Below are 26,742 nucleotides of genomic sequence, written 5' to 3'. Positions count from 1 at the left end.
GTTGCCAGGCCCGTTCGGGGACGGCGAGGATCGGCTCCTGGGCCTGCTAGTCGATGGTGAATCCGATCGAGTACGGCAGCCGGCGGCCGGGACGCGTGAACTGGCTTGTGCCGCTCCCCGAGTCGGCGCGCATAAGCACAGCCACGTGAGCCAGTGTGGCGTCGTCTGGATCCTCCACTCAAGCGGCACCACGATCGCCACCAGCACTGTTGCCGCGGACAGCTACCCACCACGCCCTATGCCCTGACATGAGGTGCAAGGCCGGGCGCTTTGGTGTTGGCTGGATTGTGGTGTTGGCGGCTGTTGGGCTGAGGGTTTACCAGCCGCGGTGCCACCAGTCGGGGATGCTGGGGCGTTCTCGGCCTAGGGTCGAGTCTTTGCCGTGGCCGGGGTAGAACCAGGTGTTGTCGGGGAGGCGGTCGAAGACTCGCTCGGTTACGTCGGTCATGAGTTGTTTGAAGCGGGTCGGGTCGCCCCAGGTGTTGCCTACGCCTCCTGGGAAGAGGCTGTCGCCGGTGAAGAGGTGGGGGCGGTCGGCTTCGGTGTAGAGGAGGGCGATCGAGCCGGGGGTGTGGCCGCGTAGGTGGATGACCTCGAGGGTGGCTTGGCCTACTTGGAGGGTGTCGCCGTTCTCTACGGGTTCGGCTACGGGTTCTGGGAGGGGCTCGATGTCGAAGGGGTGGGCTACGACGGGGGCGCCTGTTGCTTGAACGACGTCGCTCAGGGCCATCCAGTGGTCTTGGTGGCGATGGGTGGTGACGACGCGGCTGAGGGGGCCGTCGCCGATGAGTTCAAGGAGTCGGGCGGCCTCGTTGGCGGCGTCGATGAGCAGCTGGTCGCCGGTCGCGGTGCAGCGGAGCAGGTAGGCGTTGTTGTCGTACGGGCCGACGGCGACCTTGGTGATCGAGAGACCGGGCAGCTCCCGGACGTCGGGCTTGCCGCCGACCTCGACGTGACCGGTGTAGCTCATGTGTCCTCCTCGGGGTGCTCGCGGCTCCATCCTCTCTCATGCGGGGCCGGCAGGCAGGAATTGAGTCACCAGACTCAGCGCAAGCGTGCCGTACCGGGTGGTTCCTGACGGATTCTTGACGCACGATCGTTCGTGGAAGGTCAGGTCGAGAGGACGGTGACGCGGTGGTGACGAGGACTTCCCCGGTCGGCCCTCCGCGCGGGGACGACGCTCCAGAGGAACTGCTGCGGCAGGCCTGCGCGCTGGTGCGGCTGTGCGGGCAGGACGGGCTCATCGCGGCGGTGCTGCTGGTGGTGGTCGGAGTGGGAGTGATCGCGCAGCTGGCCGCGGTTCGGCCCGGGGTCATTCAGGTGGTCCTGCTCGGGGTGCTCGTTGTTGCTTACGCGGGGTCGGCGGGCTTCGTGGTCCGGTCGCGGATGACGCTGGTGGCGGCGCTGAGTACCGCCCGGGGCAACACGGGGTCGCCGCTCGATCCGGCTGTGCCATGGAAGCCGTTCGCGCTGGACACCGCGCTTGACGCTCGGGTGCGGGATGGAGAGCTGCGCCGGTTGCTGGCGGCGGCGCACCGCTGCTCGGAGTTGTCCTGGAGGGCGGTGGTGTGGGGGATGGTGACGGCCGTGTCGTTCGTCATCTGGACGATGGCGATGGTGGCGCTGTGATCGACGACGATGTGAGGCGAGGCAGCTTCTGGGATCGGCTCGCGGTCACGGACCGGCAGGCGCTGCGGGCGATGGGGCGGCGTTCGGAGATCCCCAAGGGCGGGATGGTCTGCCACCAGGGAGTGGTGGCGCCGGGTGTGTTCGTTGTGTTCAAGGCGAACGCGCGTACCGTGTCGAACGCGGTGGCGAAGGAGTTCGTGGACTCCAGCGAAGGCGATGAGTCCATCATCGATCTGTTCGGGCCGGGCGATCTGGTGGGGACGCTCGCGCCGTGGGGGCATCCGCAGCGGGGGACGGTGGCCGCGCTGGATCAGATATCGGTGCTGCGCATCGACCGGCGGCAGTTCGCCAGTTTGCTTGCGGCCAATCCACAGGTGGCCGAGGCGATGATGCACACCATTGCCGAGGGCGACGCCTATGGCGGACGTCGTCATGCGGTACGGGCGGCTGAGCATCCGCAGCGTCTGGCGTATCACTTGTTGGAGTTGGCGCATCGGTTTGGCGTCGCCACCGCGCACGGTGTGCAGATTCCGCTGCGGCTCAGTCAGGCCGATCTGGCGAACTGGGCGGGCATCTCCCGCGAGACCCTGGTGCGCTGGTTCCGGGTATGGAGGTCCAAGGGCATCCTGGACAGCCGCAGCCGTCCGCTGACCGTTCTCGCTCCGGAGGCGCTGCGGCGGGCGGCCAGCCCGTGGGGAGACGAGTGGCCTGCGGCCCCGGAGCCGCCGCGTCCTGCGGTTCCCGTGCCTGCCATGCCGGTGGGGGAGGAGGCGATCAGCGTACGGATCGCCACTCGTTCGCCCGTACGGCTTCAGTCGTCGGACAGTGGCCCGCCGGTGCTGAGGCTGCCGCCGGACAACCCGTTCTTCACCGGCCGCGAGGTCGGGCTGCGCAAACTGGACCTGCTGGTCTCCCAGACGGAGATGCCGCGGGCGGTGATAGTTCAGGGGATGGCCGGGGTCGGGAAGACCACGCTGGCTCTGCACTGGGCGCATCGGGTCTCCATCCGTTTCCCGGATGGGGTGATCTTCGTGGATCTGCGGGGGACGACGCGGGCTCCTGTCACCGCGGGGGAGGCGATGGGGCAGGTGCTGCGGGGGATGGGGGTGCCGGGCGATCAGCTGCCGCGTACGGAGGGCGGGTTGATCGCGCAGTGCCGGTCGGTGCTGGCCGACCGGCGGGTGTTGCTGGTGCTGGACAACGCGGCGGGGGCCGAGCAGGTCCGGCCGCTGCTGAGTGCCATGGGGGCGGGGCTGGCGATGGTGACCAGCCGGCGGCAGCTGCCGGACCTGCTCGACGGCGCCGACATCCGGGCGCTGGAGTTGCGGGAGATGATGCCGCAGGAGGCGGTCGATCTGATGGCCGCCGTCCTTGGACCGGGGGACCGCCGCGTACGCGACGACGAGAAGGCGGCGGTACGGCTCGCGGGCGAGTGCGGGTTCCTGCCGCTGGCACTGGGCATCATGGCGGGGCGGCTGGCGGAGAATCCCGAGGAGTCGATCGCCGACGCGGTGCGGGAGTTGGCGGACCACGATGAGCCGGCGCCGGCGCCGTACGAGCCGGGGATCGCCACGAGCGGCCTGCCTGCGACCGGCGGATTGCATGGTGTGCTCAGTCCGACCTTCGATGTCGCCTATCGAGGGCTGCGCCGCGATCAGCGCGAGGCGTTCCGCAGGATCGGGCTCGTTCCCGGGCCAGATTTCACTGCCACCGCGCTGGCGGCTTTGATGGATCGGCCGGTGGCCGAGGCACATGAGCTGCTGGACGGGTTGTGCCAGGCGTATCTGGTGCACGATGTGTCGTCTGGCCGGTTCCGTATGCACGACCTGTTGCGGGACTTCGCCCGTGAACGTGGCCTGAGTGAGGACGACGACAACGACCGGCTCGCGGCGCAGCGGCGGTTGCTGGGTGCCTACCTGGCGGAGGCGCGTGAGGCGGGGCAGGCGCTGGGCCTAGGGGGACGTCCCGTACTGGAGGGCGCCGAGGAACCGGCGTCGCCACCAGACCCGGCGGAGCGGGCGCAGAGCCTGGCGTGGTTTGAGGCTGAACGGCGCAACCTGGTCGCTGCTGTGCATCTGGCGGCTCAGCACGGTCTGCATCGCACGTGCTGGGAGTTGGCCGACTCGTTGTTCGACTTCCAGGAGTTCCGGCGTTACAGCGAGGACAACATCGCCGTGCATCTGGCGGGGCTGCGGGCTGCTCGGACAGAGGAGGACTGGCCTGCGGCGGCGGTCATGTTGCACAACCTCGCGGTGGCACACTTCGACCTCGGCGGGTCTGTGCAGGCCATCGGCTACGGCGAGGACGCCAGGCGCGGGTTCCGTTCCGCCGATCCTCCCGACCGTCGGGGCGAGGCGCTGGCGCTGGCCACCCTCGCCGACGTGCATGGCGCGCTCGGCCGCTACATGACAGCGATCGAACGAGCACGAAAATCGCTCGCCATCCACGAGTCCCTGAACGACAGCAGCGGTGTGGCCAGAGGGCACGAGACTCTCGCCAAGAGTTTCCTTGGCCTGGCCGACTACGAGGCCACCCTGGAGAACGCGAGGAAGGCGCTGGAAATCCGCCGTCACATCGGTGACGCGGCGGGTGTGGCCGAGACACTGCTCACCATCGCACGGGTGCACCGGCGGCGTGGGGCCATCGACGCCGCGGTGTCCCATGCTCTCGAAGCACTCTTCATCCGGCAGGAGCTCGCCGACCGGCACGGTGAGGCCCAGGCCCTGACTGAGCTGGCGCGCGTGTACACCTCGCTGGGCCTGCGTGACCTGGCACAGCAGGACGCCGAAAAGGCACTGGAGACCTACCGGGCCCTGGGCGCCCGTCATGGTGAGGCGCGCGCGCTCACCACCCTGGGTCGGCTGATGTGCGATGCCGCCCGCTTCGCCGAGGCGTTCACCTACTGCGGCGACGCGCTGCGGCTGCAGCGGGAGATAGGAGACCGGCATGGCGAAGCCGAAGCTCTCGCTCAGGTCGGCATCGTGCACTGGCGGCTGGGCCGCTACCGGGAGGCCCGCGAACAGATCGCCCGCGCGCTGGAGATCCGCCGTGAGATCGGCGACCTGCACGGAGAGGCGCACGACCTGGAACACCTGTCGATGGTGATGCGGCGCCTCAACCGCTACCAGGAAGCGTTCGTACTCGGTCTCGAAGCGCTCGACCTGTGGCACCGGCTCGGCGCCCAAGATGGCCTGGCCGGCACGCTCGGCAGCGTCGCCCGTACCTATCTGTGCCTGGGCCTGCACCAGGAGGCCGAACGCGCCGCCACCCAAGCCCTGGAGATCCGCCGCGACATCGGCGACCGCTATGGGCTGGGCACCGGCCTGGACACCTACGCCCTTGTACTGCGCCGCAGTGGCCGCCTTGACGAGGCGCTGCAGACCGAACTGGAGGCGTTGCGCGTCCTGGGCGAGGTCGGTGACCGGCACAGCGAGGGCACCGCGCTGGTCCACCTCGCGGCGATCTACCTCGATCTCGACCGCACCGACGAGGCCCTGGCGACCGGCAAGGAGGCGCTGGACCTGGCGATCCGGCTCGGCGATGCCCGTGAGCAGGCGTACTCGATGCACACCATGGGCCGCGCCTGCCAGCGGCAAGGCCGCCATCCCGAAGCGGCCGGGCACTTCGCCGCCGAGATCATCATCCGCCGCGAGGTCGGCGACCACCGCGGCCAGCGCACCGCGCTCGAGAAGCTGCGCGACTCGCACGTGGCGCTCGGCGACGAGACCGCAGCCGACGACTGCACCCGCCGGATGCGCGCCATCGACATGTGGCTGGAGTCCGAGGGCAATGACGCGGAGGTGGTGCCCGAGGCAGAATGATCTTTATTGGCCGAGCTCACGTGTGTCGTTTTACGCAGTTCATCGTCGCACTGCCGCGTTCACTTGAATGGGGAGGGCGTCGATGGTCATCAGCACGTTCTGGACCGCGCTGCCCGGCCCGGGGCGCAGGGCGCTCGAGGAGGCCGGCACCTCGGTCCTGATCAGGCAGGGCGCGTTCCTGACGCGCCAGCACAACCGGTCGTCCCAGGTGTACGTGCTGCGCTCGGGGGCGGTGCAGGTCTGGGTCGACCAGGCGGGAGAACGGGTCATCCTCGACGTGCTCGGCCCCGGTGACCTGGTCGGGGAACTGGAGGCCGTGGACGGCGGCGTGCGCGAGGCCAACGTGGAGGCGCTCACCCCGGTCCAGGCGCTGGTGCTGCCCGCCGACCGCTTCCGGACGGTGCTGAACGCGGATCCCGAGTGGGTGTGGGCGGTCGCGGGCGTCCTCGCCGAACGGCTCCGCGACGCCAACGAGCTCCGGATCTCGCACTTCCCCGACAACGCCGAACGGCGCCTCGGCACGCGCCTCCTCCGCCTCTTCGCGCGCTTCGGCGACCCTGCAGAGGACGGGACGGTCGTTGTCCGGCTGCCGGTCTGCCAGCAGGACCTCGGCCGGTGGGCGGGCATGGGCCGCCGGAAGGTCGCCCAGATCCTCGCCGGCGAACGCGTCCGCGGCGGCCTCGCGGTCACCCGCAACATGATCATCGCACGCTCACCGGACGTCCTCCACCGTCTGGCCGGCGACGACGAAGACCTGGAAGACCTGGCCCCAGGCGCGCCCAACCCAGGCGCGCCCAACCCAGGCGCGCCCAACCCAGGCGCAGCCAACCCAGGCGCCGCTAGCCCAGGCGCCGCCAATCCAGGTGGCGCAGAGCCGGAGGGAGGCTGGCGTTCATAGGCCGCTGGGCGCGTGCGGCCATGGTGGCGGTACGGGAAGCGCCCCGTCGGGGCGCAGCGCCAGGCCGGAGCCGTCGGAACGGCCGCTGAGCCAGCCGAGCAACGCGCGGCCGGAGCCAGAGATGACCGGTCCCGCCGCGTTGCCGAGATCAGCCGACTCGCCGGTGTCGGTCGCGATGAGCCGGAATCCGCCGACCTCGCCCTGCAACTCGGCCGGGAGGGCGGCCAGATCCCTGAGCGTCGAGGGCAATGCCCACCGCACGTACGTCTCGGGCCAGTCCGCCGGTCCGTACCCCGCCGCGAGATCCACGTGATGCGCCTCGACCTCGTTCAAGCGCCGGTACACCGAATACCAGGCGGGATGCTCGAACCCCGGCATCGCCCGTACCTTCGCGTCCCACGCCGCAGACGGCAGGCTACGAGCCTGCTCGGAGAACCGCGCGGCCGTCGCCCGGACGTCGGCGACCAGCGCGGACCGGCACCGCGCGGCGCCCGCCTCGATGTCGGCGTCGCGCGCCGCGAAGCTCGGATACTGCGGGATCTCCACGCCCGTCCGCGCCCATTCGAGGAGGTTCCAGAGGGAGTCGGCGTTGCGCGCGATGTGGGTGGCCACGTGTGCGCGCGTCCACCCCGGCAGCGCCGAGGGGGCGGCCATCTCCTCGTCCGACAGCCCGGACAACGTGGTCACGACCCGTTCGGTCCCCGAGTCGATCTCCTCCAGGACCTTTCTCCAGTCGCGCATGACGCCACTCCTCTCGTCCGGGTCCATACTCCCCGGTGCGAAGCTAGGAGTGAACGACGCCACGGCTACTGTGTCAGGCGCTCTCCTCGGCCGCCTCGAACGGATCCAGGCGCCGGGGTGCGGCCTTCGCGCGCACTCCGCCCGCGGGCGGGTTGGCCGGGCGGCGCCAATGCCAGTCCGTCACCGCCTGGTACGCGGCGACGACCTCCAGCAGGCGGTCCTCCTCGTACGGCCCGCCGCCGAGGATCGTGCCCACCGGAACGCCCGCGTCGAAGCCGATCGGGAAGCCGATCTCGGGCAGTCCGAGGATGTCGAACGGCACCGGCGAGGTCTGCAGCACCACGTCACAGCGTTCCAGCACGTCGTCCAGGACCTCTTCCAGCAAATGCGCCTTGGCGCGCTGGGCTGTGATCCACTCGTCGCCGGACAACATCAGGCCGCCGAGCCAGCTCAGCAGTGAGACTCCGAACTTGGTCAGGTCCTTCTGCAAGAAGGGCCGGAACGGTTCGGTGCGCTCGGCCAGCCGCGCGTCGTTGAACGTGCCGGTCAGCAAGCCCCAGTCGGCCGGGTACGTGACGTTCACCAGGCGCGCCCCCGGGATCTTCTCCAGGGTCGCGAGGAACTCCTTGCGGGCCGCCAGCACCTCGGGATCGGACGTGCTCAAGTAGTCGGCGGGCACGCCGATCCGGGTCGTGCGGCGCAGCCGTGCCTTCCCGTCGCGCCGTACCGGGGTTGCCGACCGCACGAAGTCGGGCGGACGCGGGAGCCCGAGCGTACGCGGGTCGTGCGCGTCCGGCCCGGCGAGCACCGACAACATGATCGCTGCGTCCATCGCGTCGCGGGCGAGGGGGCCGACGTGGTCGCGGGTGTAGGAGAGCGGGATCACCCCGTACACGGAGGTGCGGCCCATCGTCGGCTTGAGGCCGGTGAGGTTCTGCTGGTTGGACGGCAGCACGATGCTCCCGCCGGTCTGCGTCCCGATCGACGACGTGGCCATCCGGCCCGCCACCGCGCAGGCCGGCCCGGTGGACGAGCCGCCGGGATCGACGCGGGGATCACTCGGCGTCCACGCGTTCACCGTGGTGATCCGGCCGTCGGGCGTGGTCGCGCGCGTGGTGGCCAGCGGCCCCATCTGGCCCTTGCCGAGCATGATCGCGCCTGCCTTGCTGAGCCGGGCGACGGCGGTCGCGTCGTACGGGGGAGTGAACGTGTCGAAGATGAACGAGTTGGCTGCCGTGCGCACGCCCGCCGTGAAGAAGTTGTCCTTGATGCAGAGCGGGATGCCTGCGAGGGGCCCGGTACGCCTGCGGTCGGCCTTGGCGGCATCCGCCAGCGCCTGCTTCGCCGTGACCGTCGCATACGCCTGGTAGGTCGCGTCGTAAGCCTCGATGCGTTCGAGATATGCCCGTACAAGCGCGGTCGAGGTCAGTTTGCCCCGCCGGATCAGCCAGGCGGCCTCGGCAAGTGTCGCCTCTGTGGGATCGGAGAGAACGGCCTTGCGGACCTGAACGTCCGGCAGCGAGGTCTTCAGCGGAACGGCCTGAGCCCGGGCGGGCACCGTCGCGAGAGCCGCAGCCCCCGTGACCGCACTTGTACGGGCCAGGAACAAACGGCGGGAGACGTTGCGGCTCATCGCGCCTCTCCCGTCCAGGCCTGGACGATGGACGGGTACTCCAGAGGCGCGGCGACCTGCTGCGCCAGCGTGGCGTCGGCCAGGGGCCGCCAGGTGTTCAACGCCGCGGGTCGGCCGCCCCTCCGCTGCCCGTCGACCTTGGGACCGGCGAGGAACGTGCGCAAATACTCCATCGCCTGCGCGCGGGTGGGCGCGCCCGTCGCCGGGTCGGGCTTGTCGGGCAGTTGATCCAGGTCAACCCCCGCAAGAGCGAGCCGTGCCGTGATCAACCTGTCGAGTTCCTCGTCCGCCGGCACGCCCACAGCCCCTCCTCGTCAATCAGTGGATCTTGAGGAGTGACCCCATCGGACAGCCGTTTCAGGCGGATTTCGGTCGTGTCCACGAGGTGTAACGTTCCAGCCCGGCTCGGCCGGGATGGCGCGGTGTGGCCAGGGGTGGGGGGTTTAATGATGTTCACGGCGATGTAAGACTTGATCTTCCGAGAGGGAGTGATCGTTATGTTGCGCCGTGCTGGTGCCGTCGTGTCCGCTGGGATCCTTGGGGTCGCCTTTCTGCCTCCGGCGGAGGCCTCTGTGCATCGTGGGGGTCTGGTCGGTGAGTTCCAACTGCCGAACGGGTGGCGGCCCGAGGGGATCGCGACCGGGTCTGGGCCGTTCGCCTATGTCGGGTCGCTGGCGGACGGGGACATCTACCGGGCCGATCTGCGGACCGGGAAGGGCTCGGTCATCAGCCAGGGGCCGGGCACGCCGACGGTCGGGATCAAGCTCGACCGGCGCGGGCGGATCTTCGCGGCGGGCGGGCCCGCAGGGACGGCGCGAGTCGTGGACGCGCGGACCGGGCGGATCATCTCCAGCCACCAGCTGACGAGCGGGACGCCGACGTTCATCAACGACGTCCTTGTGACGCGCGGCACGGCGTGGTTCACCGACTCCGCCACTCCGCAGCCTGCGCTGTACAAGATGCGGCTCGGGCGGGACGGGCTGCCCAACAAGGTCGAGCGGCTGGCCTTGAGCGGTGATCTGGTCTTCAACCCGACGGGCCCGAACGCCAACGGCATCGAGTCGACGCCGGACGGCAAGGCCCTGCTGATCGTCCAGAGCAACGCCGGGAAGCTCTTCCGGGTCGACCCGAAGACCGGTGTGACGCGGACGGTGGATCTGGGCGGCGAGTCGCTGGTCAACGGCGACGGAATGTTGCGGCACGGAAACACGCTGTACGTGGTGCAGAACCGCTCCAACGTCATCGCCGTCCTGAAGCTCAACCGGTCTGGCACCTCGGCGCGGGTGGTCCGGCGGATCAGCGACACCCGTTTCGACGTGCCCAGCACGGTCGCCTCGTTCAAGGGACGCCTCTACTTGCCGAACGCCCGGTTCACGACGACGCCGACGCCCGACACCACCTACAACGTGGTCGGGGTTAAAGTGCACAGGTAGCCCGCCCGCTTGGGGCGGGTGGCGAGCCGGACGCGTTCCGGTGGCGAGAGATCTTCGAACACGTGTACGGTTCGAAATGCGAAGGCGCTCGCCGCTGTTGTCGCAGGACAGGGATTCTGTCGTACCCCCTGGCTAGCCTGAGACCGACGTTTTCTGTCTCTATTCGCCGCGCCCCAAAGAGGAACCGGGAAGAACGCTGTGCATGACCGACTCATCGTGCGTGGAGCACGCGAGCACAACCTGAAGGACGTCTCGCTCGACCTGCCGCGGGACTCCATGATCGTGTTCACCGGGCTGTCCGGGTCCGGCAAGTCGAGTCTGGCGTTCGACACGATCTTCGCCGAGGGGCAGCGCCGGTACGTGGAGTCCCTGTCGGCCTATGCCCGGCAGTTCCTCGGGCAGATGGACAAGCCCGACGTGGACTTCATCGAGGGGCTGTCCCCGGCGGTGTCCATCGACCAGAAGTCGACCAGTAAGAACCCGCGTTCGACCGTCGGCACCATCACCGAGGTCTATGACTACCTGCGGTTGCTGTACGCACGGATCGGCCACCCGCACTGTCCCGAGTGCGCCCGGCCGATCAGCCGCCAGGCGCCGCAGCAGATCGTCGACCGGGTGCTGGAGCTGGAGGAGGGCACCCGGTTCCAGGTGCTCGCCCCGGTCATCCGCGGCCGCAAGGGCGAATACTTGGAGCTCTTCCGCGAGCTGCAGTCCAAGGGCTACTCCCGCGCGCTCGTCGACGGCGTCATGATCAGGCTCGACGAGCCGCCGCGCCTCAAGAAGCAGGAAAAGCACGACATCGCGGTGGTCGTCGACCGCCTCGCGGTCAAAGACTCGGCACGCCAGCGGCTCGCCGACTCGGTGGAGACCGCGCTGGGGCTGGCCGGCGGCACGATCGTGCTCGACTTCGTCGATCTTCCCGAGGACGACGAGCACCGCACCCGGATGTTCTCCGAGCACCTCTACTGCCCGTACGACGACCTGTCGTTCGACGAGCTGGAGCCGCGCTCGTTCTCGTTCAACTCGCCCTACGGCGCCTGCCCTGACTGCACGGGCCTCGGCACCCGCATGGAGGTCGACCCCGAGCTGATCGTCCCCGACGTCGAGAAGACGCTGGGGGAGGGCGCGATCCAGCCGTGGTCCAACGGGCATGTCAGCGACTACTTCCTGCGGCTGCTGTCGGCCCTCGGCGACGCCATGGGCTTCGACCTCAACACCCCCTGGGAAAAGCTGCCCGCCAAGGCGCGCAAGGCCGTGCTCAACGGCCACGAGACCCAGGTCCACGTCCGCTACAAAAACCGTTACGGCCGGACGCGCTCCTACTACACGGCCTACGAAGGGGCGATCCCCTACATCCAGCGGCGGCACGCCGAGTCCGAGAGCGACGCGACCCGCGAGCGCTTCGAGGGCTACATGCGGGAGATCCCGTGCCCGACCTGCGACGGCGCGCGGCTCAAGCCCGTCATCCTCGCGGTCACCATGGGCGGCAAGTCGATCGCCGAGGTCGCGGCCATGCCCATCGGCGAATGCGCCAAGTTCCTGCTGGCCATGGAGCTGGACGAGCGCGAGTCGCACATCGCCGAGCGGGTCCTCAAGGAGGTCAACGCCCGGCTCGGCTTCCTGCTCGACGTGGGCCTCGACTACCTGACCCTCGACCGCGCGTCGGCCACCCTCGCCGGTGGCGAGGCGCAGCGGATCCGGCTGGCCACGCAGATCGGTTCCGGCTTGGTCGGTGTGCTGTACGTGCTGGACGAGCCGTCCATCGGCCTGCACCAGCGTGACAACCACCGGCTTCTGGAGACCCTCATCCGGCTCCGTGACATGGGCAACACGCTGATCGTCGTCGAGCACGACGAGGACACCATCCAGGCCGCCGACTGGATCGTCGACATCGGCCCGCGCGCGGGCGAGCACGGCGGCGAGATCGTCGTGTCCGGCACGCTCGAGGACATGCTCAGCTCGGACAAGTCCCTGACCGGCGCCTACCTGGCCGGCCGCCGCAAGATCGAGATCCCGGCCATCCGCCGGCCGCGGACCAAGGGCCGCGAGGTCACGGTCAAGGGCGCCGCGCAGAACAACCTCCAGAACGTCGACGTCGCGTTCCCGCTGGGCGTGTTCACCGCGGTCACCGGCGTCTCGGGCTCCGGCAAGTCGACCCTGGTCAACGACATCCTCTACAACTCGCTCGCCAAGCAGCTCAACAACGCGCGCGTGGTGCCCGGCAAGCACAAGCGGGTCAACGGCATCGACCAGCTCGACAAGGTCGTGCACGTCGACCAGTCGCCGATCGGCCGTACGCCCCGGTCCAACCCGGCCACCTACACGGGTGTCTTCGACCACATCCGCAAGCTGTTCGCGCAGACCACCGAGGCCAAGGTGCGCGGCTACCAGCAGGGCCGCTTCTCCTTCAACGTCAAGGGCGGCCGCTGCGAGAACTGCTCCGGCGACGGCACCATCAAGATCGAGATGAACTTCCTGCCGGACGTCTACGTCCCGTGTGAGGTCTGCCACGGCGCCCGCTACAACCGGGAGACCCTGGAGGTCCACTACAAGGGCAAGACGATCTCCGAGATCCTCGACATGCCGATCGAGGAGGCCGCGGTCTTCTTCGAGCCGATCACCGCCATTCACCGGCACCTCAAGACCCTCAACGACGTCGGCCTCGGCTATGTCCGCCTCGGCCAGCCCGCGCCGACCCTGTCGGGTGGCGAGGCACAGCGCGTCAAGCTGGCCGCCGAGCTGCAAAAGCGCTCCACCGGCCGGACGATCTACGTGCTGGACGAGCCGACCACCGGCCTGCACTTCGAGGACATCCGCAAGCTCCTCGGCGTGCTCAACGGCCTGGTCGACAAGGGCAACACGGTGATCGTCATCGAGCACAACCTGGACGTCATCAAGACCGCCGACTGGATCATCGACATGGGCCCCGAGGGCGGCTCGCGTGGCGGCACCATCGTCGCCACCGGTACCCCCGAGGAGGTCGCCAAGGTCGAGGCCAGCCACACCGGCACCTTCCTGGCCAAGATGCTCGACTAGGGGTCCGCATCGTCTAGGAGACTTTCCAGCTCTGCTTCGAGGCCTTGTGTGCCGACAGGCAGGACGGTCAGGGGGAGGCGGAGGGACGCGGCGGCGGCCTCGGCTGCGGCGCGGAGTTCGGGCGTGGGCGACTGGGCGAGCCAGACCACGCGGCGGTAGTGCCGGAAGTAGTCGGGGTGCAGCTCAGGGTGGTGGTCGAGGCCGAGCTGGGCGATCACGGTCTGCCGGAACGAGCGGACGAGGAAGTCGGTGAGGACGTAGGTGCCGGGCTCCTCGTTCAGGAGCGCCTCCCAGGAGCCGGGCCCGGCGAAGATCTCGTAGCAGTGGGAGCCGTTCAGGCGGCGCACGTTCAGGCGCTTGCAGACCTCGTCAAGGGCTCCGTAGGTGCCGCAGTCGGCGTAGGCGACGGCGACGCGGTTGTACGAGAAGCGCAGCAAGCTGACCTGATCTTCGACTGCGGCCGGTATACGGTCGGGGTGGTTGTGCAGGAGCGGGGCCAGGGCGTGGATGTCGACCGGCCAGCCACGGCGGGTCCTGATCTCAGCTATGTGCGGCGCCAGTGCCCCGCAGGCCACTACGGCGATCTTGTCAGGGGAAGGCGAGGTTGGCGATGAAACGGTCGTTGAAGTCGGAGCGGTCGGAGAGTTCGACATATCTCACCTCCTTGAGCAGAGCGTCGGCACCGGCTCGTTCGCGGAGGCTGAGCAGTGCGAGTTTGGCGCCTTCGCCTGCGACGTTCCCCGCGCTGACCACACGCGGCACTGGCAGCGGGGGGACGAGGCCGATCCGGATGGCGTTGGCGGGGGAGAGATAGGTGCCGAACGAGCCTGCCAGCAGGACTTGGGAGATGTCCGTGAGGTCGATGCCGGTCTCTTCCAGGAGGAGGCTCCAGCCCGTGGCTATCGCCGCCTTGGCGAACTGCAACTCTCGGATGTCGCGCTGGAAGAGGTGGATGTCGCCATAGAGGATGAACGCCCGTTCGCCATTCACCTCGGTCAGGCGTTCGGGGAGCAAGGGGGCGTTCTCGGGTGTTACCAGGCGGCCGGAGGCGTCCACGAGGCCCACCCGGACCAGCTCGGCCACTGCGTCGACCAGGCCGGAGCCGCAAAGGCCGGTGGGCTCCACGTCCCCGATGACGCCGAGCTCCACACCGTTCTCAGCGAGGCGGACGGTCTCTATGGCGCCGGTGGCGGCGCGCATCCCGCAGCGGATCGCGGCTCCTTCGAACGCGGGCCCGGCGGGTGCGGCGGTGGCCACCAGGCCTGCGGCCGAGCCGAGCACGATCTCGCAGTTGGTGCCGACGTCGATGAAGAGCCGCAGCCGCCGGTCGCGGTCCATGCCCGAAGCCAGCAGCCCGGCCACGATGTCGCCGCCGACGTACGCGCCCAGAGCCGGAAAGAGCATCGCGGGCGCCGCCGGGTGGACGTGGACACCGAGGTCGGCGGCCAGGACGCGGGGGAGACTGCGGGTGGCAAGGATGAACGGTGCGACGCCCAGGGGCTCAGGGTCCAGGCCGAGTGCCAGGTGCGTCATCGTCGCGTTCCCGGCGACGGCGATCTCGTAGACCTCGCCCGGCTCGACCTCCGCCTCCTTACAGACCTCATCGGCGAGTTCGCCGAGGGTGGCGTGGGCGAGGTCGCGCAGCCGGGGGAGGGCCTCCGGATCCAGCATGGTGGCGCTGATGCGGGTGATCACGTCGGCGCCGAACGGCTGCTGCGCGTTGAGCCGGGACGCGGCGGCCAGCGGTGCGCCGGTCGCCAGGTCGAGCAGCGTGGCGACGACGGTGGTCGTGCCGAGGTCGAACGCGATCGCGAACCGGCGGTCCGAGGTGTCGCCGGGTTCCACGCCGATGAGCACGTCGTCGGCGACGACCGCGGTGACCTTCCAGTCGGCTTCGCGCAGTGCCGGTCCGAGGCGCCGGAGGATCTCCAGGTCGGCGTGCGGGCGTAGATCGTCGAGCGCGTCCTGGAGCCGTTCGAGGTCGGAACGCTGGTCGGACAGGTCGGGCTCGGCCAGCTCCACATACCGTTTCTGCACGGCGGGACGCAGGATGACCTGGCGGCCGACACCGATCGTGGCGGCCTTGGGCCGGGTGACCAGCGGCGGCACCTCGATCGTCAGGTCCTGCCCGGCCACCGCCCGGCAGGCCAGCCGCCAGCCGTCGCGCAGCCGGTCCGCCTCGTACGCCCGTCCGTCGAGCGGCGTCGGCGGCACGGACCCGGCGGCGATGCGGATGCCGCACTTGCGGCAGGTGCCGTGCCCGCCGCAGGTGGAGTCGATCGCGATCCCGTGCCAGCTCGCGGCGTCGAACGCGGTGACGCCCGGCGGCACGCTGACCTCGCGTTCGCGCCCGTCGTCGAGCCGGTAGACCAGCCGGACGCGCGTCACGTGGCAGACTCCCGGCTGCGGAAGGCGGCGATCCAGGCGCCTCCCCAGGGGTCGTTGCCCAGCAGCAGGTCGGCGGCCCGCACGGCCTGGACGAGCTGCGGGTTCCGGGCGTCCATGATCGCGCTGGTCAGGCCGTACGCCATCGCCATGGGCAGGAACGCCGAGCCGATCGCGGGCCGGTCCGGCATGCCGAACGAGACATTGGACGCGCCGAGCGTCATGTTGACCCCGAGCTCCGCCTTGATCAGCGCGATCGTCTCCAGCGTCTTGAGGGTGAGGGTGGTGTCGGCGCCGACCGGCATGGCGAGCGGGTCGATGAGCACGTCCTCCGGCGGGATCCCGTACGTGCCGGTCGCGACATCGACGATCTTGCGGGCGAGCTCCAGCCGGCGGTGCGGGTCCTCGGGGATCTCGTCCTCGTCGTTGGGCAGGCCGATGACGGCGGCGCCGTGCCGTTTCACCAGCGGCAGGATCTGGTGCAGCCGCTCGTCCTCCGCGGTCACCGAGTTGACCAGGGCCTTGCCGTCGTACACCGCCAGCGCCGCCTCCAGGGCCTCCACCACCGACGAGTCGACGCACAGCGGCTGATCGGTGAGGTCCTGGATCATGCGGACGGCCCGTGTCAGCAGTTCGGCCTCGTCGGCGAGCGGCACGCCCATGTTGACGTCGAGCATCGTCGCGGCGGCTTGCTCGCGCACGTCCTGCTCGACGCGGGACAGGTCACCCGCCCGGAGCAGCTCGGCGAAACGTTTGCGCCCGGTCGGGTTGATGCGTTCGCCGATCACGCAGAACGGGCGGTCCGGGCCGATGACGACCTCGGCACCGCGCCCTCGCAGGGTCGTGTGCATGGTTGTGCCTCTCAGCCAGGAGGTGCCGCGTAGGCGCGGCGTCGCTGGATCAGTTCCTTGGCGCGCTTGACCGCCGCCGAGGCATCGGCCGCGTAGCCGTCGGCTCCCACGGCGTCGGCGTACTCCTGGGTGACGGGGGCGCCGCCCACCATGACGATCACCTGGTCGCGCAGCCCTGCCTTCGTGAGCGCGTTGATGTTGGCCTTGAACATCGGCATCGTCGTCGTGAGGAACGCCGAGAACCCGACGACATCCGGCCGGTGTTCCCTGATCGCCGCCACGAACTTCTCCGGCCCCACCTGCACGCCCAGGTCGATCACGTGGAACCCGGCGCCCTCCAGCATGATGTTCACCAGGTTCTTGCCGATGTCGTGCACGTCGCCCTTGACCGTGCCCATGAGGAACGTGCCGACGGAGGCCGCGCCGGTCTCGGCCAGCAGCGGCCGGAGCACTTCGAGCGCGCCCGCCATCGCCTTGCCCGCGATGAGCATCTCCGGCACGAAGAAGTCACCGCGTTCGAACCGGGCGCCGACCTCTTCGAGCGAGGGGATCAGCGCGTCGTAGAGCATGCGTTCCGGCGGCAGCCCCGTGGCCAGGCCCGCGTGGGTGAGCTCCAGCACCCGGGGGGCGTTGCCGACGAGCGTCTCGTCGTAGAGGCCTGTCAGGATCTCGTCTGGTGTCATGCCGCGCCTTCCCTCCGGGGTGGTGGCCGAGCCTCAGTGGTGGTGGCCATTCAGCGGTGGTGGCCTTCAGGGATGGTGGCCGAGCAGGGCCGAGAGCGACCGGGTCTCCGCCGCCAGCAGCGCGCCGACCTCCGCGGTGCGGCGGCGGTCGAGGCGCGCGGTCGGGCCCGTCACCGCGATCGACGCGATGACGACCTCGTCGGAGGCGAACACCGGTGCGGCGACGGCGACCAGGCCGATCTCCAGTTCGTCGCGCGCCACGGCGTAGCCGCGCCGCCGGATCTCGGGGAACTCCCGGGCGAGCTCGGCGGCGCTGGTGGCGGAGTGCTCGGTCTGCGCCGGCAGGTCGCCGTCCGGAAGAGCGAGCCTCCCGTACGCGTAGAAGACCTTGCCGGACGAGGTGCAGTGGGTGGGCAGGTCGAGCCCGATCCAGCTCGTCGCACTGAGCAGGAAACTGCTGTCGACCTGCGCGATCGTGATGACGGAGCCGGCCCTGGGCACGGCCAGCGTGATGGTCTCGCCGGTGGTTTCGCCCAGCCGTTCCAGGGTCGGCTGGGCCAGGTCGACGAGGGTGTCGGTGATGTCGCCGCGCAGCGCGTACTGCGTGAGGACCGGGCCCGCGCGGAACGCGCCGTCCTGGTCGCGCCGCAACAGGTGGTGGCGTTCGAGGGCCTGCAGGAGCCGGGATGCGGTGGACTTGGCCAGGCCGGTCTCGGCCACCAGCGAGGTGAACGTGCGGGGGTGCGCCGACTCGACGACAAGCCGGAGCAGCTCCGCGGCCCGGTCGATGGCCTGGGTTCCGGAGGGCGCCGGAGCGGTGCCGGAGGTGCGTTCCATGAGTTCCATATTATGGAACCTTGGTTCCATGACTTGAGCGTAGAATTCCGGGCGGAACGACGTCAAGGGTGCAAAACGCCCAGAGGCTCGCGCGTGAGGAGAGCCGGGATGTTCGTCAATCGGATGCCGCGCTACGAGATCCTCTCGCCGGACGCGATCACCGTCCTCGACACCGGCTGGCGCCGCCTGCTGACCGAGATCGGGGTGGAGTTCGCGTCCCCCCGCGCGCTCCGGCTGTTCGCGGACGCGGGCCAGCGGGTCGAGGGCGAGGTCGTCCGGCTCGACCCCGACTTCGTGCTCGAACAGGTGGCCAAGGCGCCACGCGAGTTCGACGTCCAGGCCCGCGACCCGGAGCGTTCGCTGCACATCGGCGGCGACCACATGGCGTTCGGCGCCGTCTACGGACCGCCGTTCATCCGCGAGGGCGAGGTCCGCCGCGACGCGACCATGGACGACTTCCGGCAGCTGGCCATGCTGACGCAGACCTCCGGGACGCTCGACTCAGCCGGGGGAGTGATCTGCGAGCCGAACGACGCGCCTCTCGACTCTCGGCACCTGGACATGGTGTACGCCCTGCAGACCCTCACCGACCGCGTCTACATGGGCAATGTCGTATCAGGGGAGAACGCGCGCGACACGCTGGAGATGTCGGCGATCCTCTTCGGCGGCCGCAAGGCCATCGAGGAGACCCCGGTGACGATCTCGCTCATCAACTGCAACTCGCCGCTGCGCTGGGACGAGCGGATGCTGGATGCCCAGTTCGAGTACAGCGCCGCAGGCCAGCCCGTCGTGCTGACGCCGTTCCTGCTCATGGGCGCGATGTCCCCGGTCAGCATCCCGTCCGCGCTGGTCCAGCAGATCGCCGAGGCGCTGGCGGGCATCGCCCTGTCGCAGCTCATCCGGCCCGGGACACCGGTCATCTTCGGCTCGTTCCTGTCGAACATCGACATGCAGTCCGGTTCGCCCTGCTTCGGTACCCCGGAGTCCGCGACCGGCCTGCTCTGCACCGGCCAGATCGCCCGCCACTTCGGCCTGCCGTTCCGGTCCGGCGGCGCGCTCACGTCCTCGCAGATGCCCGACGCGCAGGCCGCGTACGAGGGGCTGATGACGATGCTCCCGACGTTCCTCGCCGGGACCAACTGGGTCATGCACGCCGCCGGATGGCTGGAGGGCGGGCTGGTCGCCTCGTACGAGAAGTTCATCATCGACCTGCAACTGCTGGAGATGCTCCAGCAGGAATTCACGCCACTGGAGATCGATGAGGCGTCGCTTGCGTTCGGCGCGCATGAGGAAGTCGGGCACGGCGGGCACTTCCTGGGCGCGGCGCACACGATGGAACGGTTCCGGACGTGCTTCTACCGCCCGTTCCTCTCCTCGTCCCAGAACTACGAGCGCTGGATGAAGGGCGGCGCGCAGGACACCGCCGCGCGTGCCGCCGAGATCGCGCGGACACGGCTGGCCGAGTACGAGCCGCCGCCGCTCGACGACGCGATCCGCGCCGAGCTCGACGACTACGTCGCCCGCCGCCGCATCGAGCTCGGTGACTGAGTGACTGCCGGATCGCCGCCAGGGGCCCGGTCGCCATCGTCCGAGGCTACGGTAGGCTCCCGCGGCCGCCAAGCGGAGCTTGTCCGTTGACGGTGGTGGGTGGTGGGTGGTGGGTGGGGGCTGGAGGACGGTATGTATGACTTCGTCATCGTGGGCGGCGGTTCGGCTGGGAGCGCGCTCGCGGGCCGGCTCAGCGCTGACCCCGGCAATCGCGTCCTGGTGCTAGAGGCCGGCCGGCGCGACCACCGGTGGGACGTGTTCATCCACATGCCCGCAGCGCTGCCGTTCCCGATCGGGAGCCGCTTTTACGACTGGCGGTACGAGTCGGAGCCGGAGCGGCACATGAACGGCCGCCGGATCTACCACGCGCGCGGCAAGGTCCTCGGCGGCTCCAGCAGCATCAACGGCATGATCTTCCAGCGCGGCAATCCCCTCGACTACGAGCGCTGGGCCGCCGACCCCGGCATGGAGACCTGGGACTACGCGCACTGCCTCCCGTACTTCAAGCGGATGGAGAACCGCCTCGCGGGCGGCGACCTGCGCGGCGACTCCGGGCCGCTGGTCCTGGAGACGGGCCCCGCCGCCAACCCCCTCTTCCAGGCGTTCTTCGACGCGGCAGAGCAGGCGGGCTTCCCTCGGACCGACGACGTCAACGGCTACCAGCAGGAGGGCTTCGGTCCGTTCGACCGCAACCTCCACCGGGGACGCAGGCTCAGCGCCGCCCGCGCCTACCTGCACCCGGTGATGCACCGGCCCAACCTGACCGTGGCGACCGGCGCGTTCGTCAACCGCGTCCTCTTCGAGGGAACGCGGGCCGTGGGGGTGGAGTTCACGCGCGGGCGCGACCGTACGCCGCTGCGGGTCAGGGCGGGCGAGGTCATCCTCTGCGGAGGCGCGATCAACACCCCGCAGCTGTTGCAGCTGTCAGGCATCGGGAACGCGGCAGAGCTGCGCGCGCTCGGCGTCGAGCCCGTTCAGGACCTCCCCGGCGTAGGCGAGAACCTCCAGGACCACCTCGAGGTCTACGTCCAGTACGCATGCAGGCAGCCTGTCTCCATGGCACCTGCCCTGAAGATGTGGCGGCGGCCGTTCATCGGCGCGCAGTGGCTGTTCCTGCGCTCAGGCCCGGGGGCGACCAACCACTTCGAGGGCGGTGGCTTCGCCCGGAGCAACGACGACGTCGCCTACCCGAACCTCATGTTCCACTTCCTCCCGATCGCCATCCGGTACGACGGCACCGCATCGGCGAGCGGGCACGGCTACCAGGTGCACATCGGCCCGATGTACTCCGACGCCCGCGGCACGGTGAAGATCCGCTCCACCGATCCGCGTGAGCATCCGGCCCTGCGGTTCAACTATCTGTCCACCGAGCAGGATCGTCGCGAATGGGTGGAGGCCGTCCGCATCGCCCGTGACATCCTCAACCAGCCCGCGCTCGGCCCGTACAACGGCGGCGAGCTGTCGCCCGGGCCCGCCGTGGAGACCGACGAGCAGATCTTGAAGTGGGTGGCGAGCGACGGCGAGACCGCGCTGCACCCCTCCTGCACGGCGCGGATGGGCACGGACACGATGTCGGTCGTCGACCCGCTGACCATGCGCGTCCACGGGCTCGACGGCCTGCGCGCGGTGGACGCCTCCGTCATGCCCTACATCACCAACGGCAACATCTACGCCCCGGTCATGATGATCGCCGAGAAGTCCGCGGACCTGATCCTCGGCGCCACCCCGCTCCCGCCCGAGCACATCGGCTTCCACCGGCACCGCTGAGGTACCGTTCCCCAATGGGCAACAGTCCCGCCTCAGACGGTCCCGTCCCCGACGGTCCCGTGACCGTCCAGTCGGTGGACCGTGCCGTCACCGTGCTGGAGATCCTGGCGCGGGAGGGCGAGATGGGCGTCACCCAGATCGCCGCCGAGCTGGGCGTGCACAAGTCGACCGCGTTCCGGCTGGTGTCGGCGCTGGAAAACCGCGAGCTCGTGGCACAGGACAACGAGCGCGGCAAATACCGGCTGGGCCTCGGCATCGTACGGCTGGCGGGCGCGACGACGGCGCGCATGGACGTCGTCAGGATCGGCCGGCCGGTGTGCCGCGAGCTGGCCGCGCAGATCGGCGAGACCGTCAACCTGAGCCTGCTGTCGGGGTACGAGGTCCTGTACGTGGATCAGGTGGCCGGGCCGTCCGCGCTCCAGCCCAAGGACTGGGTGGGCCAGCGGCTCCCCGCGCATGCCACCTCCAACGGCAAGGTCCTGCTGGCTCATCTCTCGCCCGAACGGCTGGCCGATCATCTCGCCCGCCCCCTGGAACGCCTCACCGACCGGACGATCACCGGGCGCCGGGAGCTGGAGGCGGAGCTGCGGGTCGTGCGCGAGCGCGGTTACGCGACCGCGATCGACGAGCTGGAGTTCGGCCTCACCGCCATCGCCGCCCCCGTACGCGACGCCGCGGACGAGGTCATCGCCACGGTCAGCGGCTCGGGCCCGAGCTTCCGATTGCCCCCCGATCGGGTCCCGGTGGTCGCCGCCTCGGTGCGCCGGGCGGGCGAGGAGATCTCGCGGCGGCTCGGCTGGACCCCTTGACGGAATTGCTGCTCGGGGCTTCACTGTCGGCCATAGAAAGACGTGTTGCGAGTGATGCAACTTGTCGCGCGAAACCGTGAGCGACCAACCGAGGGGTGACGTGCCGGATCTCCACATCGGTGGGCGCTGGGTCGGCTCCGACAAGGGAGACCGGCGCGAGATCGTCTGTCCCGCCGACGGCACGCCGGTCGTCACCGTCGACGAGGGCGGGCCCGCCGACGCCGCGGCCGCCGTCCTCGCCGCGCGCCAGGCCTTCGACCACGGGCCGTGGCCGCGCCTGCCCGCCGCCGAACGCGGCGCGCTGCTCCTGCGGGTCGCGGAGATCCTGGAACGGGACAGGTTCGAGATCGCCCGCGCCGAGTCGATGGACACCGGCAAGCGCGCGGTGGAGAGCGAGTATGACGTCGCCGACGTCGTGAGCGTCTTCCGCTACTACGGCGGACTCTGCATGTCCGGTGACCAGGGCCGCGTGGCCGACAACGGGCGGGACGACGTCGTCAGCCACGTAGTGCAAGAGCCGGTCGGCGTGTGCGCGCTCATCACACCCTGGAACTATCCGCTCCTGCAGACCTCCTGGAAGGTCGCCCCGGCGCTCGCCGCGGGCAACGCCTTCGTCCTCAAGCCGAGTGAGCTGACCCCGTCCACCGCGATCCTGCTGATGCGGTCGCTGATCGAGGCGGGGCTGCCCGATGGGGTGGCCAACCTCGTGCTCGGCGCGGGCCCCACGGCGGGCGCGCCGCTCGTCGAGCATCCGGCGGTCGATCTCGTCTCGTTCACCGGCGGGCTGGTCACCGGCCGTGCGGTCATGGCGGCGGCGGCCGGCACCGTGAAGAAGATCGCGCTGGAGCTGGGCGGCAAGAACCCCAACATCGTCTTCCCCGACGCCGACCTCGAAGCCGCGCTGGACATGGCGCTGACCGCTGTCTTCCTGCACTCCGGCCAGGTCTGCTCGGCGGGCACGCGCCTCCTGGTCCACCGTGACCTGCGCGAGCCCTTCGTGGCCGAGCTCGCCGAACGCGCCGACCGGATCCGGCTCGGCGGGCCGTTCGACCCGGACGCCGAGACCGGCCCGCTCATCTCCGCCGGGCACCTGGCCAAGGTGGAGGCGTACGTCGCCGCCGGGCTCGCGGAGGGCGCGACCCTCCGCTGCGGCGGGCGGAGGCCCGGCGATCCCGGGCTCCGGGACGGCTTCTACTACCGGCCGACGATCCTCGACGACTGCATGAGCGGCATGCGGGTCGTCCAGGAGGAGTCGTTCGGCCCGGTGCTCACCGTCGAGACCTTCGTGACCGAGGCCGAGGCCGTCGAGCTCGCGAACGACTCCATCTACGGCCTGGCGGGCGCTGTATGGACCCGCGACGCCGACCTCGCCCGGCGGGTCGCGGACCGGCTCCGGCTCGGCACCGTCTGGATCAACGACTACCACCCGTACGTCCCGCAGGCCGAGTGGGGCGGGTTCAAGCAGTCCGGCGTGGGGCGCGAGCTCGGCCCGGCGGGGCTCGCCGAATACCAGGAGACCAAGCACATCTGGCAGAACACGCGGCCACGCCCCCAGCGGTGGTTCGGAGGCTGACCCGCGGCACACGGACCCGACCCGATGGAGTGATATGACAGCTCGAACTCCGAGCAGAGCCGATTCCACGACACCGGCCGTGACCACGCCACCGGGCGAGCCGATGATCTCCGTACGGGGACTATGGAAGATCTTCGGGCCGAGGGAGCACCGCGTCATCGGTACCCCCGACGCCGAGCTGTCCCGGGCCGAGCTGCGCGAGAAGACCGGCTGCACGGCGGCAGTCCGCGAGGTGGACTTCGACGTGGCCCCGGGCGAGGTGTTCGTGGTCATGGGCCTGTCGGGCAGCGGCAAGTCCACGCTCGTCCGGTGCCTGGCGCGGCTCGTGGAGCCCACCGCGGGTGAGGTGTTCATCGGCGGCGACGACATGGCCCGGGCCACCGCACGCGAGCTTCGTGAGATCCGCCGGCACCGGATCGCGATGGTGTTCCAGCACTTCGGGCTGCTGCCGCACCGCAGGGTCATCGACAACGTCGCGTACGGCCTGGAGATCCAGGGCATCGGGCGGGAACGCCGGCACGCGCGGGCGCGGGAGATCCTCGGGCTGGTCGGGCTGGAGGGGTACGACGCCGCCTACCCGGAGGAGCTGTCGGGTGGCATGCGGCAGCGGGTCGGCCTGGCCCGGGCGCTCGCGGTCGATCCCGACGTGCTGCTCTTCGACGAGCCGTTCAGCGCGCTCGACCCGCTCATCCGCCGGGACATGCAGAACGAGGTCATCCGGCTGCACCGGGAGGTCGGCAAGACCCTGGTGTTCATCACGCACGACCTGTCGGAGGCGCTCAAGCTCGGCGACCGCATCGCGATCATGCGGGACGGCGCGATCGTGCAGACCGGGACACCCGAGCAGCTGGTGGGGGCGCCGGCCGACGACTATGTCGCTGACTTCACCCGGGACATCGCCAAGGCGAACGTGCTGACGCTGCGCTGGCTGGCGCGCGAGGCGCGGCCGGGCGAGGGCGCGGGCGGTCCGGAGCTGCCGGGCTCGACGCTGGTCCGGGACGCGGTCCGCCCGGTGCTGGAAGCGGACGGGCCGGTACGCGTCGTCACCGATGGCGAGCTGGACGGCGTGGTCGACCGGGACGCCGTCCTGTCGGTCGTCGCGGACGGGGAGACGCGGTGACCGACGTCCAGCTGGCCCGGGGCCTGCCCGCCCGCATCCCGCGCGGTGCCGTTGAAGCCGGCGCCGCGGTGCTCTTCGTCGTGCTCTATCTGGCGTTCAGCGGCACCTGGGTCCTGACCCATGACGAGGAACACGGAACGTTCCGATTCCTGACCGACGTGCGCGACTGGGTGGACGACAACCGCAACTCCAGCCCGATCTTCCTCTACGTGGTCAACTACATCCGGCTCGGCATCGGGAATCTCTTCGAGGCCCTCCAGTCGGTCCTTCAGTTCGTGAGCTGGCCCGGGCTCACCGCGATCGCCGGGGCGGCCGGCCTGGTCTTCGCGGGCTGGCGCGTCGGCGGGCTGGCGGTCGCGGGCGTGCTGAGCTTCGGCGTGCTCGGGCTCTGGGACGAGAGCGTCGACACGCTGGCCCTCACGCTCACCGCCGTTCTGCTCTCGCTGCTGATCGGCGTGCCGCTCGGGGTGCTCGCGGGCCGTTCGGACCGGATCCGGAACGCCGTCAACCCGGTGCTCGACGTCCTGCAGATCATGCCGGCGTTCGCTTACCTGGCACCGCTGACGTTGTTCTTCCTGATCGGCCCGGCCGCCGCCACGGTCGTCACGATGATCTACGCCGTGCCCGCCACGATCCGGATCACCGCGCTCGCCATCCGGAACGTGCCGGGTGAGACGGTCGAGGCGTCGGTGGCGCTCGGCTCGACCCGCTGGCAGACGCTGCGCAAGGTGCAGCTGCCGATGGCGCGGCCGACCCTCGCGCTGGCGGTCAACCAGACGATCATGCTGGCGCTGTCGATGGTGGTGATCACGGCGCTCATCGACGGGCCGGGGCTCGGCGAGAACATCATCCAGGGCCTGGAACGCATCAACGTCGGCATGGCGCTGGACGCCGGACTCGCCGTCGTCGTCCTCGCCATCGTCCTGGACCGGCTGACGATGGGCGCGAGCCGGCGGGCCGAGGCCCTGCAGCATGCCGGTCAGGGCGGTGCCCCGGACCCGCGCGAGCGTCGCATCGTGCTGGCGGCGGGCGGTGCGATCGCCGTGATCGGCGTGGTGCTGGGCCGCGTCCTGTCCGCGGAGTTCCCCGCAGGGCTGGAGTTCCGGTTCGCGCCGTACGCCAACGACGCGGTCGAGTGGATGGAGAAAAACCTCTACACCGTGACCGACGCCCTCAAGAACGCGGCGACCGAGGCCTTGCTCAACCCTCTCCAGGAGCTGCTGACCACGAGCCCGTGGTGGCTGATGGTTGCGGCGGTGATGCTGCTGGCGTTCCGGATCAGCGGCTTGGTGCCCGCCCTCATCGCGGGGATCTGCCTCGTCGCGATCGCCGGACTGGGCCAGTGGGAGCACAGCATGCAGACGCTGGCCTCCGTGCTCTTCGCGGTCGGGCTCACGCTGGTCATCGGTGTGGTGCTGGGCGTTGTGGCGGCACGTTCGCGGACCTACGCCGCCGTGCAGCGCCCGGTGCTCGACGCGGCCCAGACGATGCCGTCGTTCGTCTACCTGCTGCCCGCGCTGGCGCTCTTCGGCGCCGGGCGCTTCACCGCGATCGTCGCGGCCGTCATCTACGCGGTGCCGCCCGTCATCCGGCTGGTCGAGGACGGTGTCCGCAACGTCTCGCCGACCGTGGTCGAGGCGGCGACGGCGGCCGGGTCGACCCCGCGCCAGGTGCTCTGGAAGGTGCAGCTCCCGATGGCCCGGCGGGCGCTGCTGCTCGCCGCCAACCAGGGGATCGTCATGGTCCTGGCGATGGTGGTCGTGGGCGGCCTGGTCGGCGCCGGCGCGCTCGGCTACGACGTCGTGTCGGGCTTCTCCCAGCAGGAGGACTTCGGGATGGGCCTGGCAGCCGGGTTCGCGACCGTGCTGCTCGGGGTCATGCTCGACCGCATCACGCAAGGGGCTGGAGGTCGTTCCGAAGAGTTCCAAGCCGCACACAAAGCCTGACGACGAGCCGCGCACAAAGCCTGACGACGACG

The 26,742-nt window shown here is 70.0% G+C and carries 20 protein-coding genes; 11 read left to right on the top strand and 9 right to left on the bottom strand.

Annotated elements, in window-relative coordinates:
- Window positions 1-316: 316 nt before the first annotated feature.
- Entirely contained in the window at window positions 317-970 is a 654-nt protein-coding gene (locus tag ACH34W_RS12740; RefSeq protein WP_395961008.1) for an MBL fold metallo-hydrolase, read from the bottom strand.
- Between the two features lie 167 nt (window positions 971-1,137).
- Here ACH34W_RS12740 and ACH34W_RS12735 point away from each other — a divergent pair, with 167 nt between their 5' ends.
- From ACH34W_RS12735 to ACH34W_RS12725, 3 genes are all read left to right on the top strand, one after another.
- The gene (locus tag ACH34W_RS12735; protein WP_395961007.1) at window positions 1,138-1,629 is read left to right on the top strand and encodes a hypothetical protein; all 492 of its coding nucleotides are present in this window, start codon (window positions 1,138-1,140) and stop codon (window positions 1,627-1,629) included.
- The gene (locus ACH34W_RS12730) at window positions 1,626-5,450 is read left to right on the top strand and encodes a tetratricopeptide repeat protein (protein ID WP_395961006.1); all 3,825 of its coding nucleotides are present in this window, start codon (window positions 1,626-1,628) and stop codon (window positions 5,448-5,450) included. Before ACH34W_RS12735 ends, ACH34W_RS12730 begins: the two co-directional genes overlap by 4 nt.
- A gap of 82 nt (window positions 5,451-5,532) precedes the next feature.
- Window positions 5,533-6,348 carry a Crp/Fnr family transcriptional regulator gene (locus ACH34W_RS12725; RefSeq protein WP_395961005.1) on the top strand — a complete coding sequence of 272 codons (816 nt, stop codon included), beginning with the start codon at window positions 5,533-5,535 and terminating at the stop codon, window positions 6,346-6,348.
- On the opposite strand, the gene ACH34W_RS12720 is transcribed toward ACH34W_RS12725, so the two are convergent.
- The 3 genes from ACH34W_RS12720 to ACH34W_RS12710 all read right to left on the bottom strand — a co-directional run bounded on the left by ACH34W_RS12720 (window position 6,343) and on the right by ACH34W_RS12710 (window position 9,024).
- Window positions 6,343-7,089, bottom strand: coding sequence for a maleylpyruvate isomerase family mycothiol-dependent enzyme (locus ACH34W_RS12720; protein WP_395961004.1), 747 nt, complete (start codon window positions 7,087-7,089; stop codon window positions 6,343-6,345). The genes ACH34W_RS12725 and ACH34W_RS12720 overlap by 6 nt on opposite strands.
- Window positions 7,090-7,162: 73 nt before the next feature.
- Window positions 7,163-8,722 (bottom strand): amidase, encoded by a 1,560-nt coding sequence (locus ACH34W_RS12715; RefSeq protein ID WP_395961003.1) that lies wholly within the window; start codon window positions 8,720-8,722, stop codon window positions 7,163-7,165.
- Window positions 8,719-9,024, bottom strand: coding sequence for a hypothetical protein (locus tag ACH34W_RS12710; protein ID WP_395961002.1), 306 nt, complete (start codon window positions 9,022-9,024; stop codon window positions 8,719-8,721). The genes ACH34W_RS12715 and ACH34W_RS12710 overlap by 4 nt, the downstream gene beginning before the upstream one ends.
- A 270-nt stretch (window positions 9,025-9,294) precedes the next feature.
- On the opposite strand from ACH34W_RS12710, the gene ACH34W_RS12705 reads away from it, so the two are divergent.
- Window positions 9,295-10,155, top strand: coding sequence for an SMP-30/gluconolactonase/LRE family protein (locus ACH34W_RS12705; protein ID WP_395961001.1), 861 nt, complete (start codon window positions 9,295-9,297; stop codon window positions 10,153-10,155).
- Between the two features lie 198 nt (window positions 10,156-10,353).
- On the top strand, window positions 10,354-13,191 hold the full coding sequence (uvrA, locus tag ACH34W_RS12700; protein ID WP_395961000.1) for an excinuclease ABC subunit UvrA: 2,838 nt from the start codon (window positions 10,354-10,356) through the stop codon (window positions 13,189-13,191).
- Here uvrA and ACH34W_RS12695 read toward each other — a convergent pair.
- The 5 genes from ACH34W_RS12695 to ACH34W_RS12675 all read right to left on the bottom strand — a co-directional run bounded on the left by ACH34W_RS12695 (window position 13,188) and on the right by ACH34W_RS12675 (window position 17,947).
- On the bottom strand, window positions 13,188-13,766 hold the full coding sequence (locus ACH34W_RS12695) for a DUF1638 domain-containing protein (protein WP_395960999.1): 579 nt from the start codon (window positions 13,764-13,766) through the stop codon (window positions 13,188-13,190). The two genes, uvrA and ACH34W_RS12695, sit on opposite strands and share 4 nt — an antisense overlap.
- Window positions 13,767-13,779: 13 nt before the next feature.
- The gene (locus ACH34W_RS12690; RefSeq protein WP_395960998.1) at window positions 13,780-15,579 is read right to left on the bottom strand and encodes an ASKHA domain-containing protein; all 1,800 of its coding nucleotides are present in this window, start codon (window positions 15,577-15,579) and stop codon (window positions 13,780-13,782) included.
- On the bottom strand, window positions 15,576-16,427 hold the full coding sequence (locus ACH34W_RS12685; protein WP_395960997.1) for a dihydropteroate synthase: 852 nt from the start codon (window positions 16,425-16,427) through the stop codon (window positions 15,576-15,578). Before ACH34W_RS12685 ends, ACH34W_RS12690 begins: the two co-directional genes overlap by 4 nt.
- Before the next feature lie 11 nt (window positions 16,428-16,438).
- Window positions 16,439-17,110, bottom strand: coding sequence for a corrinoid protein (locus tag ACH34W_RS12680; RefSeq protein WP_395960996.1), 672 nt, complete (start codon window positions 17,108-17,110; stop codon window positions 16,439-16,441).
- 66 nt (window positions 17,111-17,176) lie between these two features.
- Complete coding sequence (locus ACH34W_RS12675) at window positions 17,177-17,947, bottom strand: IclR family transcriptional regulator (protein WP_395960995.1); 771 nt, start codon at window positions 17,945-17,947, stop codon at window positions 17,177-17,179.
- 12 nt (window positions 17,948-17,959) lie between these two features.
- On the opposite strand from ACH34W_RS12675, the gene ACH34W_RS12670 reads away from it, so the two are divergent.
- The 6 genes from ACH34W_RS12670 to ACH34W_RS12645 all read left to right on the top strand — a co-directional run bounded on the left by ACH34W_RS12670 (window position 17,960) and on the right by ACH34W_RS12645 (window position 26,710).
- Window positions 17,960-19,495 (top strand): trimethylamine methyltransferase family protein, encoded by a 1,536-nt coding sequence (locus ACH34W_RS12670; protein ID WP_395960994.1) that lies wholly within the window; start codon window positions 17,960-17,962, stop codon window positions 19,493-19,495.
- 132 nt (window positions 19,496-19,627) lie between these two features.
- Window positions 19,628-21,262: a choline dehydrogenase gene (gene betA / locus ACH34W_RS12665; RefSeq protein WP_395960993.1), complete on the top strand. Its 1,635-nt coding sequence runs from the start codon at window positions 19,628-19,630 to the stop codon at window positions 21,260-21,262.
- Between the two features lie 14 nt (window positions 21,263-21,276).
- Complete coding sequence (locus tag ACH34W_RS12660; RefSeq protein WP_395960992.1) at window positions 21,277-22,071, top strand: IclR family transcriptional regulator; 795 nt, start codon at window positions 21,277-21,279, stop codon at window positions 22,069-22,071.
- Between the two features lie 100 nt (window positions 22,072-22,171).
- Window positions 22,172-23,644: an aldehyde dehydrogenase family protein gene (locus ACH34W_RS12655; protein WP_395960991.1), complete on the top strand. Its 1,473-nt coding sequence runs from the start codon at window positions 22,172-22,174 to the stop codon at window positions 23,642-23,644.
- A gap of 34 nt (window positions 23,645-23,678) precedes the next feature.
- Window positions 23,679-24,764 carry a glycine betaine/L-proline ABC transporter ATP-binding protein gene (locus ACH34W_RS12650; RefSeq protein ID WP_395960990.1) on the top strand — a complete coding sequence of 362 codons (1,086 nt, stop codon included), beginning with the start codon at window positions 23,679-23,681 and terminating at the stop codon, window positions 24,762-24,764.
- Window positions 24,761-26,710, top strand: a complete 1,950-nt coding sequence (locus ACH34W_RS12645) for an ABC transporter permease (RefSeq protein ID WP_395960989.1) — start codon at window positions 24,761-24,763, stop codon at window positions 26,708-26,710. The genes ACH34W_RS12650 and ACH34W_RS12645 overlap by 4 nt, the downstream gene beginning before the upstream one ends.
- Window positions 26,711-26,742 lie beyond the last annotated feature (32 nt).

Source organism: Actinomadura sp. 6N118 (assembly GCF_044326415.1).
Classification (GTDB): Bacteria; Actinomycetota; Actinomycetes; order Streptosporangiales; family Streptosporangiaceae; genus Spirillospora.
The sequence above is the reverse complement of the archived record's forward strand: the minus strand, read 5'-3'. Positions and strand labels throughout refer to the sequence as shown.

Coding starts and splice junctions, on each gene's coding strand:
- ACH34W_RS12650 (WP_395960990.1), top strand. CDS start 23,679: ATGACAGCTCGAACTCCGAGCAGAGCCGATTCCACGACACCGGCCGTG.
- ACH34W_RS12680 (WP_395960996.1), bottom strand. CDS start 17,110: ATGACACCAGACGAGATCCTGACAGGCCTCTACGACGAGACGCTCGTC.
- ACH34W_RS12670 (WP_395960994.1), top strand. CDS start 17,960: ATGGAACCTTGGTTCCATGACTTGAGCGTAGAATTCCGGGCGGAACGA.
- ACH34W_RS12725 (WP_395961005.1), top strand. CDS start 5,533: ATGGTCATCAGCACGTTCTGGACCGCGCTGCCCGGCCCGGGGCGCAGG.
- ACH34W_RS12740 (WP_395961008.1), bottom strand. CDS start 970: ATGAGCTACACCGGTCACGTCGAGGTCGGCGGCAAGCCCGACGTCCGG.
- ACH34W_RS12715 (WP_395961003.1), bottom strand. CDS start 8,722: ATGAGCCGCAACGTCTCCCGCCGTTTGTTCCTGGCCCGTACAAGTGCG.
- ACH34W_RS12720 (WP_395961004.1), bottom strand. CDS start 7,089: ATGCGCGACTGGAGAAAGGTCCTGGAGGAGATCGACTCGGGGACCGAA.
- betA (WP_395960993.1), top strand. CDS start 19,628: ATGTATGACTTCGTCATCGTGGGCGGCGGTTCGGCTGGGAGCGCGCTC.
- ACH34W_RS12685 (WP_395960997.1), bottom strand. CDS start 16,427: ATGCACACGACCCTGCGAGGGCGCGGTGCCGAGGTCGTCATCGGCCCG.
- ACH34W_RS12660 (WP_395960992.1), top strand. CDS start 21,277: ATGGGCAACAGTCCCGCCTCAGACGGTCCCGTCCCCGACGGTCCCGTG.
- ACH34W_RS12675 (WP_395960995.1), bottom strand. CDS start 17,947: ATGGAACGCACCTCCGGCACCGCTCCGGCGCCCTCCGGAACCCAGGCC.